Origin of the sequence: Lysinibacillus sp. FSL L8-0126, from assembly GCF_038630385.1 — a bacterium.
GTDB classification, from domain to species: Bacteria; Bacillota; Bacilli; order Bacillales_A; family Planococcaceae; genus Lysinibacillus; species Lysinibacillus fusiformis_D.
This window is the reverse complement of record NZ_CP152028.1, coordinates 4,170,321-4,182,138: the sequence shown is the minus strand read 5'-3', so window position 1 is coordinate 4,182,138 and position 11,818 is coordinate 4,170,321. Positions and strand designations below refer to the sequence as shown.

The window sequence follows — 11,818 nt, the reverse complement described above, 5'->3', positions numbered from 1 at the left end:
AGACATGTATGAATTAAAAATGAAAGAAACAGATGCAAGTGTCATTGAATTTATTGAAAATGTGGACCATCCACAAAAACGAGAAGACGCCTTTCGGTTATTGGACATTTTTACAGAGGTCACAGGCTATGAAGCCAAAATGTGGGGACCGAGTATTATCGGCTTTGGTAGCTATCATTATAAATACAAAACAGGCCATGAAGGGGATGCACCCCGTGTTGGCTATTCCCCACGCAAAGCAAAAATTAGCCTGTATTTTGCCCCAGGTGATGAGCGAGAGCAGCTATTACAGCACTTTGGCAAGCACACAACGGGGAAAGCCTGCGTGTATATTAATAAGCTTGCAGATGTGGATGAAGACATCCTAAAAGCCCTTATACAACAAACCATCGACTTTGTACAAAAAAACTATCCAGATGCTTAATACTAAGAAAACTGTCTATCTCAATGTAGGCAGTTTTTTTATGGAATCACTGAAACGTATATATACAGGAGACGTCTAAAAATACTAACAAAAAAGAGGGTGTAACATTATTGCGGCCTTCATTGTATTGAAATAAAAGGAAGTGGTAAGAGCGGTGATACTAGATATTACAGAGAAGTTAAAAAAAGTAAACAGATGATATTTAGAGATAGCTAGTCCAAATGCTTTAACAGTGTCCTATTATACTACTAATGATTTTACTATTGGAATAAAGTGTCCATTTAGACTACAGGTACTTATAATGAATCGTTCAAAGCTATGCAGCCATCTGGTGCCGATATTCAATCGGGGTCAGATGGCTGAGTCATTTTAGGAAGTGTGCAACTATAATTTTTCTCCAAAAATTAATTAGAAATTTATTTTTAATGTGTATCCTTGCAAGTATGAACGGAGAGGAGCTACGTATGAAGAAATTAAAGAAATTATTGGTATACATAGGAGCATTAATCATGCTTGGAATGGTGGTTGTTTGGATCTACCATTATTATTTAGTACAGAAGGAATCTGCTATTTTACAAAATAATGGCACACTAGTAGACGTCGACGGTCATCAAATTAATGTCTATCAGGAGGGAGTTGGCGAGGACACGTATGTATTTATGGCAGGCTCAGGTATTGCAGCCCCAGTGTATGAGTTAAAGGGGCTGTACCGTAAGTTTTCACAGCACCATCAAATAGCCGTAGTGGATCGAGCTGGCTATGGTTATAGTGATGTAGCCCATGATGCAAGAGACATTGAGACAATCCTAGCGCAAACACGAGAGGCTCTGCTACAAAGTGGTCTTCAGCCTCCTTATATACTCGTACCACATTCCATTTCAGGGCTAGAAGCCATTTACTGGGCACAAAAATACCCCGAAGAAGTAAAGGGAATCATCGCGCTGGACATTGGTTTACCTAGTCAATATGTAAAGCATCCAATGGGAACCGTCGATAGATGGATGGTGAAGGGGATGAGTCTAGCAACTAGAATGGGTTTACACCGACTTCTGCCATCACAGGTCTATAATCCGCAAGTATTGAAAATGTCCTTTTTAACAGCAGAGGAAAAGAAAATGTATCAGGCATTGTCCTTTAGACAGTTTTTTAATGAGGATATGAAAAATGAGCTGTTACAGGTCTATGAAAATAGTTTACAATCAGAACAGCTTCCAAAGCCGCAAAACACGCCAATCTTGCTGATTGATGCCATTGCAGAAGACAATAAAGATTCGCAATATACGAAGCAGAAAAGGCAGGATTATGCAGACTTTGCACAGCAATTCACCTATGCACAGGTGGAAGAGGTCAGTGGCACACATAGTATTTATCTTTATCAACCCGATGAAATCTATCAACTAGCCATGATATTTATGAAAACGAATGCTGATAAGAAAGGTCGATAATATGAAAGGATTTACCATTTTAATTGTAGAAGACGATCAAATGATTGGGGATTTGCTACAAAAAATACTACAGCGAGAAGGCTATGAAGCGATTTGGAAAACAGATGGTCGAGACATTATGTCACTCATTCAGCAAGTGGATTTAGTCATTATGGATATTATGCTGCCAGGAGAGGATGGCTATCAATTAAGCAAAAATATTAAACGATTAGGCTTAAATATCCCCATTATTTTTCTATCGGCACGAAATGATATTGATAGTAAGCTAGAGGGCTTAACGGTCGGGGAGGATTATTTGACAAAGCCATTTGACCCGCGTGAGCTTTTGCTTAGGATGCAAAAAATGTTGAGCCAGCAATATGGTACATTGACGCAAATCCAGCATTTATTTATTGATGGGGAGCGGCGTAAAGTGTTTAATCAAAATCTTCATGATGAAATTGCATTGACAGCGACAGAGCGGAAAATGTTCTTTTATTTATTTGACAATCGAGACAGAGTGTTAACAAAGGATCAATTTTTCGACTATCTTTGGCCACTGGATGAACGCAATCATAATATTCTCAATGTCCATATTAAAAAGATTCGAGCAAAGTTACATGATCCAGCAGGCGGCATTGTGCAAAATATTTATGGAGAAGGGTATCGTTTGAATACCTACATCAAAAAATGACCTTAAAAACGAAATACCGTACTTTATTATTTTTGGCGATTGCTAGTGTACCAATTGTGTTATTAAGCATTAGTGTGGCTATAGCTCTTGTTTATGACAAGGTCTTTAAATTGAAAAATGAAGGCATTCCGTTTCATGAATCCTTTGCCTATCCTATTATGCTCGTAGCGTTTGTGCTGTCATTAGGACTGTTAGCATTATTATTCTCAACAACTATCCATTCTTTATTGTCAAAAATCACGATGCTCAATAAAACGATACGGGAATTAGCTAGTAATGAACGGATACCAAATACGTTAACAATTAGTAGTGAGGATGAAATAGGACAGCTTATGCAGTCTGTCAATCTCTTAATTGAGCGGACGACTTACCGAGAATTAGAGTTAGCGCAGCAGCAGGAGCTCCAAAAAGAGCTGCTGCAAAAGTTACGACATGACATCCATACGCCCTTGACGGCCATACGTTTACAGTTATTTTTTCTAGAAGATCAATTACAAGGGCAGCCGAAATTGGTGGAATCCTTAAATGCACAAATCCACTATATAACGAATTTAACAAATGCATTTCAGTTACAAGCCTTTGATACAAGTGAAAATTCCTTTGTTGTCCAGGAGGAAATCCAGCTTGCACAGCTACTAGAAACGATGATGAAGAAGTGGCGTTATTTATATCGCATGCAAAACATAGCCCTGCATTTTCACCATGACGACCCACATGCTATTTGGATTAGCAATGAATTATGGCTACAACGTTTATTTGATAATGTCTTCCAAAATACATTAAAGCATGCCCAAGCAACTAAGCTAGAGGTTTCGATAAAGAATGGTCAAGTGTTCATGTGTGATGATGGAGTCGGCTTCGAGCCTGATGCCGATTATGCAGGACTTGGGCTCAAAATTATACAGGACATTGCCAAAACATTGAACATCGACGTTTCATTACAATCAAACGACACGGGGACTTCCTTTGGCTTTGCCCAAAAGTCCCTGCAATAACAAAACAACGGCAGCCTTTGCCGTTGTTTTGTCTTAATGAGATTTTCGTTGTTGCAGTAAAAAGAGCGCAAGTCCTAGTAAAATGACGATAATGCCGATCCCTTGTTGAATAGAAATCATCTCATCTAAAATAAAATAAGCTAATATACATGTACCGATCGTTTCGCCTAAAATGCTCATCGAGATAACGGTTGTACTTAACCATTTCAATAGCCAATTAAAAATGGTTTGCCCAAAAATCGTTGCAATAACGGCTAATCCTACAAGAGACCACCAAGTGGATGCTGAATAGTCGAAGAACGATTCCTGCATAAAGAGGGCGTATACCGCTAAGAAGATGGAGCTGCTTCCATAGCCAATGATCGAATAAGGAACAAGTGATAAATCCTTGCGAACAGATTGTCCGATAAAAAAGTAGGCCGTAATAATACCTGCCGCTATAAAGGCAAGGATATCGCCATAAAGAGCTTGTCCACTAATCTGGAAATCCTGCCAGCCGATGATGAAACAACCGATAATGGCTACGCAACAGCCAACAATTGCTCCTTTAGAAAAACGTTCTTTAAATAAAAAATAGCTTCCCACTAAAGAGAATAAAGGTTGTAGTGTTACAATGACTGTTGAACTAGCCACCGATGTGTAGTTTAATGATTCAAACCATAAGACATAGTGACAGGCTAAAAATAATCCTGATAAAATGCCCAGTCCCCACTGTTTTTTGGAGAGGCTCGTCATTTCCTGTCGCAATCCCTTTTGCGCTAATAAAAAGGGGAGTAGCACTAGTAGCGCAAAAAATAATCGATAAAAGGCCGTAATGGCTGGTGGCGCATCGGCAAGCTTGACAAAAATAGCTGAAGTCGATAATGCAAAGACAGCAAAAAATAAAGAGATGTAATAAAACATGATGAACTCCTATGTATTTGTTTATAATAATAAACAAGATTAATAATATTGCCTAACCTATTATAGTGTAGTCTTCCTCAATAAAATAGGGTTTTTAGAATATCAGCACAAAACTAGAAAAATACACATTATGATAAAAAGGAGTCGTGCCATGCAGTATCATCAATTAGGACAAACCGTACTAAGTTATCGGAAGAAAAATGGTATGACCATTAGAGAGTTTGCAGATTACGCAGGCATTAGTACTTCTTTAATTAGTCAAATCGAACGTGGACAAGCGAATCCATCGTTAAGTGTGCTGGAGTTAATTGCAAAGGCTTTACATGTACCATTGTTTACACTTTTTATTCATGATATCGATACAAGTACACTTATTTCACGCAAGCACAACCGCAAAAAAATATATCGAGAAAACAAGGATCATATTGTCTATGATGTATTAACACCTGACTTTATGAAAGCTCGAATTGACATGCTCATGATGGAATTAAATCCACACGCAGTGACCACGGAAAGTCATTATTGTCACAATGATAAAGAAGAGATAGCAGTGATGATGAGGGGGCAAGGCTATGTAGAGCTAGAAGGAGAAGAGTATGAGCTATTGGAAGGGGATGTTGTGCGGATTCCGCCGAATGTTCGACATCGTTTCCTCAATAAAAGCAATGACAGCATCCACGTATTATTCGTTCTAACACCTTCATTAATATAGAATAAGCAAGGACTAGCGAAGCCTTGCTGTATTCGATACTATTCCGTTTCAAGCAAGGACTCTATTACCTGCTTTAATTGCATAATAGAGGAATGCTTGCTGTCGTTTTCATGATAAATAAAGACCGTTTCAATTACTTTATTGAGATCATCCATGTCATAAAAGTGCAGGTCAGGGCAATGATAAAGTGCCAATAATTTCGTATTTAAGACTGCAATCGTATGCTCAATTTCTAAAAAATCAAGAATACTACTAACGGATTTAATTTCTTTCATTGTGAAAGGAACTTGCTTCATTGTTAGCCATTGTGCCAATGCATGTGTATACATACAGCCTTTACTTAAGACGAGTAGTGTTACTGGCGTTCGTTGCTCAAAATCGATGACATGAGAAGGGCTTGAAATGACCTCAAATGTTTCTGACGCAATTAGATCATAGTTTAAATCGGCATACTGTTTAGTTGGATTACTAGTCAGTGCACAATCCAGCTCAGCATTATGTACTTTGTGATTTAAAGATGTACTTGATTCGACAGTGAAATCGACATCAATTGGACTATGACTCGTTTGGAGTTCGTTCATAATGGATGCACCATAAATTTTAATGGTTGTATGAGAAGTTCCAAAATGGAGGCTCGTTTGAGCAGGTCCGATCATTTGTAAAAATTCTTCATAGTTTTGGGCAACCTGTTTTAAAAATTGTAAATAATGGCTACCTACCTCCGTCAGCTTTAAACCTTGTGGTGTTCGTTTAAAGATCTCCTGTCCAATTTCACTTTCTATTTTTTTTACCTTCGAAGTTAAGGCAGATTGTGTATAATTAGTGATTTCAGCGGATTTACTTAAGTTTTGCCTTTCTAAAAGCTCTATTTTTAAGGCAATGTCTTCAATGTTCATATTGTTCGTCACACACCTATTAAATTTTTTGATAGCTGCTATCATTTTCCTCCATTTTACGTATGCTATCAGTCAACGTAAACTCTAGGTAGCGACAAGGTATACTGCATAAATAAAGCGGTATCAACCTGATGGAGGGTTAACATGCATACATATTATCAATGGGTTATTTTACTAGTGGCTACACTGTCACAGACAGCTTCAACCTTTGTCACCTATGGGATGGGGCCAGTTGCCTCTTTTTATCAAATGGAATGGCACTTAACGTCCTTTCAAACTGGACTGATTGTTTCAGCCGTCAATATAGGGCCGATTTTCTCCATGCTGTTATTTGGCTACCTTATGGATAAAAAAGGAGAAAAGCGGATTATTGGATGGGGCTCCGTTATACTGGGCCTGTCAGCCTTCCTGTTAATACCTGTGAACCATTATACGACATTGCTCCTCGTATTAATAGTTGTTGGTATCTGGTATGGTAGTGCACAAACTGGCGGCAGTACCGCTATTGTGAAGTGGTTTCCAGATAAGCATCGTGGGCTTGCTATTGGTATTCGCCAGACAGGTATCCCCATTGGTGGGGCACTTTCTTCTATTGTACTAACGTATTTATATCAACAGCACCATCTGTCCACTGTGCATTTGGTACAGGGGTTAGTGGCGATAGGTGGGGGACTTTTATTTTTACTGCTGTATCATGAACCAAAACAGCACGTAACCGTTGCCGCAAATCCTATTTCCTTTAAAGAAAAGATGATGGCTATTCAACATAATCGAGCGCTCTATCCTCTATTTTTTGTCGGCATTGTCATGATGTCCTTACAAATGGTCATCATTGCTCATTTTATGAGCTATTTACATCAAGAGGGCGGCTATACATTAACAGAGGCAGGGAGCTATTTAAGTTTGATTTTGCTGGGAGGCATGCTAGGGAGAATTGTGCTTGCTTGGCTGGGTGACCGATATTTCGCTCATAAACGTGCGTCATTGTTAGTGCTTGTCATGGTTGCCACATTTATGATGATTGGCTGTTTGCCCTTTGTCATACATGGGAAGAGCTTGATGATTATTTTTTGTGGTGTGTTTGGTTTTTTAGCACTCGGCTGGTATTCCTTATATATTACCTGTGTCACCGAGCATTCTGATCCTCAAGCTGTGGGACTTACCGTGAGTGCAGCTTTAACGATTAATCAATTTTTTATTGTCTTAGCACCAACGTTGTATGGTTTTTTAGTTGCTGTTTTCTCAAGTCATCAAATAGCCTTGGATTTCATGGCCATGTTCATCATCATTGGGGCATTTCATTTATACCGAACATCCCAAAGTAGTCTATCGTTTGAAAATTCGGTAAAATAATGGAAAATAGAAAAAGGTGGTAATGGTGAATGACCAGTTCGATTTGGATTGATGCGAAAATAGATAGCGTGTGGCAAGCGATTACAGAGGAACAACTCCTCTCGCAATGGTATGCACCAGGCTCCACCTGGGATATCCCTAAACTCGCAGATGGTGAAAAGATAACGTTTACGTTAATGCCTAATGCGCATAATCAGCTATCTGAAAAGCTACCTATGCAGCTCACGATTCAGCACGTAAAAAAACATGAGGAGTTTTCCTTTTACTTAGAGGTGCCGGAAACGTTGATTGCCATTACGCTAGTACAACAGCACGAGGGGACAACTGTAAGCATTAACTCACCAGGCTATGAGGCTTCGCTGGCTAATTTAAAGGCATTGCTGGAAGGGGGAGATATCCCTTATCAGTAGCGAACCCTACGTCTTAGGTCTTAGATAAATTTCGAGCGCAGGGTCGTATTTTAAAAGGTTGACTCCTATATAATGAAATTATTGGTAGATTATATGGTGGGAGGAAATCATGTTGAAAAAATTAGTTGGTTTAGGTGTCATAATGGGTACATCTGTATTGGTCTTATCGGGGTGTTTCTCCTTTATTCCAAACAACAAGATGCGAGAGGAAGCCATCTTGGTAGAAAAGGATAAAGTGAAAGCATTAGAGGTAGACATTGATCTAGGTGTTGGTGAACTGACAGTATCGAGCGGTGCGAAGGAATGGGTAGAGGGCAAGGCCGACTATAATATTAAAAAGCTAGCCCCACAGGTAGACTATGATGTCCACGGCGATACGGGAGAAGTGGATATTCAGCATAAAGGCTCTACAAAGCTAGGAATCTCAAATATTAAAAACACTTGGGCAATCCAACTGAATGACAGTATCCCGATGGATTTGACAGTTGAAACAGGCGCATCCCTTGCAAACCTAGATTTACAGGGGCTCCAGCTGGAAAAGCTTGATATTGATGCAGGTGTCGGTGATGTAACGGTTAATTTAGGTGGCGATTGGAAAAAGAGCTTTAAGACATCGATTGAAACGGGCGTCGGTCAAACAACCGTTATTTTACCATCAAAGGTTGGTGTCAAATTAACGACAGAGAAGGGCATCGGATCTTCAAATATAGAGGGTCTTGTATCCAAAGGCCAGGGTGTCTATGTCAACGAAGCCTATGACAAGGCAGATGTTGTGCTAGAGGTTCATTCGGAATTGGGTGTCGGAGATATTACCTTTAAATTAGATCAATAAAGGAAAATGTAGTAGGCTACTTAAAATACAGTAGTCTACTTTTTGTATGGCCAAAAAAATAAATAAAAGTGAAACCTTTTGCTTGGATAAAAGACTCTAAGTATGGAAGGAGGGGAAACAAGTATGGAACAAAGCCTTTGATCCAATAGCACAACACGTTGAAAAATTAATCATTACGCCTTATGTTTCCATTCCATCAGGAGGTGGGAGCGTTCAAATAGACGCTGATGGCAAAGAAACACATATCCCATTCAATCCATCAGCCTATAAAGAAGTGAAGTTCCAACCATTTACAGTAGAAGTACCCAAACAATAATAGGAGCGTCAAATACATCCTTTGTATTTGGCGCTTATTTTATGGTAGCTTTAAGAAAGTTATTGTTTTGAAGGAGCGAAAGTCGTGAAAATTTATACATACAAGCAACCAGCAGCTATCGAGTCAACAGAGGCCATCCAAATTATCAATGAAGCAGGGGAGGTATCGTCCACTGTTCAACGTGTTTATTCCAATGCTCTAAAAAAAGCATTTGACCGCACGATGGACTATCGTTATTTTGTTCGCTTTGATGTCAATGATCGCAACGGTCGACCACTTTTTACGTGTAAAAAAGTATCCCGTCGTGGGCGCGTACATTTCAGAGGCAAGGATTTGGTGTCAGGCAAAGACTATATGATTGCCTATGATGGCTGGCAAATCATGATTCCTGATTTACTGATTACAAATGGTGAACAGCAAATCAAGCTCAACAAAGAAATGGAGGGCTGGTCTGTATTTACAGTGAATGAGCAGCCTATCGCACGTTGGCAAGCTACTTTCTGTGAGACGCATTTTGATATTACGCTAGAAATTGAAGACAGTAGTCCCATTCAGGAGGAAGCCTTTTTTATTGCGATAGGACAGGCAGTATTGTTTGTGGGAGCATAAACGAATTCGAGAAAGGGCTTGATTGTGTGCTGAAGATACTACCAGCGAAAGAAATTTATTTACAGGGAAACGAGCATGCCGTATTACTTTTACATTCTTTTACAAGTCATACAAGAGATATGAAGAAAGTAGCCACTTCATTACATGCACAAGGCTACACTTGCTATGCACCATTATACCGAGGACACGGTCATACCCCAGAACAGTTATTACACTATCAGGTAGACGACTGGTGGCAGGATGTAGTCAATGCCCACCAATTTTTATTGAATGAAGGCTATCAGAAAATTTCGGTCATTGGCTTATCCATCGGTGGCATTTTTACTTTAAAGCTTGCCCAATTCGAAAAGCTATCACAAATCATTGTCTTATCAGTACCAATTGATAAGGAGCCAGCGCAATTAAAACAAAGAATAATTGATTATGCCTACAATTATAAAACGATAGAGGGCAAATCAGCGTCTCAAATTTCACAGGAAATGGAGCCATTTCACCACATGGCGTTAGATGCTATGAGCGCATTTCAACAGTTTATCCAAGCAACGATGCAGCAGCTTGATAGAATTACCGTTCCTATCGCTATCTACTACGGTGAACGCGACGATGCATCATATGCACAAAGCGCTGAAACGATTTATCAACATGTTCACTCTTCCACTAAGCAGATGAGGGGCTTTGAAAACGCTAAACATTTGATGACATTAGGCCGGGATCGAGATGAAATCATACAGGAGATAATAGATTTTTTGGAATAAATGCTAATGGAGGAATGTTGCAGGACATACCAAAATGCCTTTTTGCCAAGCATCCTGAATATTTTTGAAAAATAATTCTATATTAAGGGGTTTTCAATAGAATACATAATTATTTTAAAAACATGTAATAGCTTTTGATAAAATTTGAAGGAAACCTAATTTTTGCGGGTTTCCTATTCTTATTAAGTAACAAATTTTACAATGTAACCACATTATTTTTAGACAGGATTAAATAGCAGTTATTTGATTCCCGCTTATAGTGTCCTACATGAAATTCATTCAGGTTTATTAAATCCTTTAAGTATTTTGGGACAGGGCAATTCCAATTGATATTTTCTATTTTTAGTGGAAAATTGTCTTCATTAGGATTGGGCGTATGAATATAGACTGAATCCAAACCACAATCTTCATCTACTAACTCAATCCACAATTGATATGGTTTTCCGAGTGTTTCAAGCTTTTCTAATAAACTGTTATGTAAGGCTATATAGGCTTTTATATGCGTTCTTCGTATTTTCAAACTGGTATTCCCCAATCCATAAAAATCAAGATGGGTGTGCCACAAATCAAACCAACCTTCTTTGCCAAAGTCTAAATCATATTGCTCTGCTACTGTTTCTTGCCATAAGTTACGGAAATAACGCTTTTTCCCACGAAACTTTTTCAAAATGATTGTTCCCCATTTAAACATGTTTTTAACTTTTTGAACCCCTCTACACGAATGCTTGTTCTTGTGTTGATTATAGCAAGGATTCGAGCGTGCATCCAATATCAAAATTTTCCTTGAACAGAGCATTTTGAAAACCTGATGTGCAATTCATAACAATGAACAGAAACGATTCTGTCTGCTATGGTGACGATATTGTAATTGGTTCTGGTGATAGAGGTTTTATCAAAAAATTGCAAGAGGAGACGAGCTGATTCAAAAAATGAAGTTTTAAATTATCATTATTTTTTCACTAGGCATTTTTAAAAATTGAAAAAACGGTTTCATGCTATTTCATCGTATTGACGGGACTTCGTATTGGGCCAAAACGTAATAGTTGTAGAATGGATTCATGTTCAGTTAATGGTGCACGCTAGTTGAAGAAATGGTAACTATAGTGTGTTCGATGTTTAGTTTATATAACAGAGTTTTGCGAAAATTATCGTTGTATGCTACATTCAAAATGCTCATATAACTTGTGCTGGTATCTTTAATAGTTAAAAACAGAGTAATGTTGCATAGTGCCTTCAATCATATTGGGGGCATTTAGGCGACACAGTTCCAAAAGGTTCCTATCAATTACTCGGCTACACAAATGTAGCTCTGCTCGTCATTCCAGAGGAAAATGTAGTAGCAGTAAGAATGTTCAACCGTTATGGTTCATCTGAAGGATACGATTATCTAAACGACATTCGGTCTTTTGGAGATACTGTTTATAAATGTTCCTTAAAGACAAGTACAACCCAATAATGGTAGGTGTTTCAGATTCGACGACAGCTCCCAAAAAAG

At 38.6% G+C, this 11,818-nt stretch carries 13 protein-coding genes; 10 read left to right on the top strand and 3 right to left on the bottom strand.

What is annotated here, in order from left to right; translation table 11 throughout:
- The first annotated feature begins 4 nt into the window (after window positions 1-4).
- The 4 genes from MHI34_RS20270 to MHI34_RS20255 all read left to right on the top strand — a co-directional run bounded on the left by MHI34_RS20270 (window position 5) and on the right by MHI34_RS20255 (window position 3,537).
- Window positions 5-424: a DUF1801 domain-containing protein gene (locus tag MHI34_RS20270; RefSeq protein WP_036129019.1), complete on the top strand. Its 420-nt coding sequence runs from the start codon at window positions 5-7 to the stop codon at window positions 422-424.
- A gap of 464 nt (window positions 425-888) precedes the next feature.
- A complete protein-coding gene (locus MHI34_RS20265) occupies window positions 889-1,869 on the top strand; it encodes an alpha/beta hydrolase (protein WP_089932299.1) in 981 nt (326 codons plus the stop codon).
- A 1-nt stretch (window position 1,870) separates the two neighbouring features.
- Window positions 1,871-2,542, top strand: a complete 672-nt coding sequence (locus MHI34_RS20260) for a response regulator transcription factor (protein ID WP_101966595.1) — start codon at window positions 1,871-1,873, stop codon at window positions 2,540-2,542.
- A complete protein-coding gene (locus MHI34_RS20255) occupies window positions 2,539-3,537 on the top strand; it encodes a HAMP domain-containing sensor histidine kinase (protein ID WP_101966596.1) in 999 nt (332 codons plus the stop codon). The genes MHI34_RS20260 and MHI34_RS20255 overlap by 4 nt, the downstream gene beginning before the upstream one ends.
- A 33-nt stretch (window positions 3,538-3,570) precedes the next feature.
- Here the strand turns inward: MHI34_RS20255 and MHI34_RS20250 are convergent, their stop codons facing one another.
- Window positions 3,571-4,440, bottom strand: coding sequence for a DMT family transporter (locus tag MHI34_RS20250; RefSeq protein WP_101966597.1), 870 nt, complete (start codon window positions 4,438-4,440; stop codon window positions 3,571-3,573).
- A 151-nt stretch (window positions 4,441-4,591) separates the two neighbouring features.
- Here MHI34_RS20250 and MHI34_RS20245 point away from each other — a divergent pair, with 151 nt between their 5' ends.
- On the top strand, window positions 4,592-5,152 hold the full coding sequence (locus MHI34_RS20245; RefSeq protein WP_036128998.1) for an XRE family transcriptional regulator: 561 nt from the start codon (window positions 4,592-4,594) through the stop codon (window positions 5,150-5,152).
- A gap of 38 nt (window positions 5,153-5,190) precedes the next feature.
- On the opposite strand, the gene MHI34_RS20240 is transcribed toward MHI34_RS20245, so the two are convergent.
- Complete coding sequence (locus MHI34_RS20240; RefSeq protein WP_101966775.1) at window positions 5,191-6,048, bottom strand: LysR family transcriptional regulator; 858 nt, start codon at window positions 6,046-6,048, stop codon at window positions 5,191-5,193.
- Between the two features lie 144 nt (window positions 6,049-6,192).
- Here MHI34_RS20240 and MHI34_RS20235 point away from each other — a divergent pair, with 144 nt between their 5' ends.
- The 5 genes from MHI34_RS20235 to MHI34_RS20215 all read left to right on the top strand — a co-directional run bounded on the left by MHI34_RS20235 (window position 6,193) and on the right by MHI34_RS20215 (window position 10,323).
- Window positions 6,193-7,401, top strand: a complete 1,209-nt coding sequence (locus tag MHI34_RS20235; protein ID WP_036128996.1) for an MFS transporter — start codon at window positions 6,193-6,195, stop codon at window positions 7,399-7,401.
- A gap of 29 nt (window positions 7,402-7,430) precedes the next feature.
- Window positions 7,431-7,811, top strand: a complete 381-nt coding sequence (locus MHI34_RS20230) for an SRPBCC domain-containing protein (protein ID WP_036128994.1) — start codon at window positions 7,431-7,433, stop codon at window positions 7,809-7,811.
- A 109-nt stretch (window positions 7,812-7,920) separates the two neighbouring features.
- The gene (locus tag MHI34_RS20225; RefSeq protein ID WP_230594005.1) at window positions 7,921-8,643 is read left to right on the top strand and encodes a toast rack family protein; all 723 of its coding nucleotides are present in this window, start codon (window positions 7,921-7,923) and stop codon (window positions 8,641-8,643) included.
- Between the two features lie 400 nt (window positions 8,644-9,043).
- The gene (locus MHI34_RS20220) at window positions 9,044-9,568 is read left to right on the top strand and encodes a hypothetical protein (protein WP_036128993.1); all 525 of its coding nucleotides are present in this window, start codon (window positions 9,044-9,046) and stop codon (window positions 9,566-9,568) included.
- A gap of 26 nt (window positions 9,569-9,594) precedes the next feature.
- A complete protein-coding gene (locus tag MHI34_RS20215; protein ID WP_342503872.1) occupies window positions 9,595-10,323 on the top strand; it encodes an alpha/beta fold hydrolase in 729 nt (242 codons plus the stop codon).
- Window positions 10,324-10,519: 196 nt separating this feature from the next.
- On the opposite strand, the gene MHI34_RS20210 is transcribed toward MHI34_RS20215, so the two are convergent.
- Window positions 10,520-10,990, bottom strand: coding sequence for a hypothetical protein (locus tag MHI34_RS20210; protein ID WP_342503871.1), 471 nt, complete (start codon window positions 10,988-10,990; stop codon window positions 10,520-10,522).
- Window positions 10,991-11,818 lie beyond the last annotated feature (828 nt).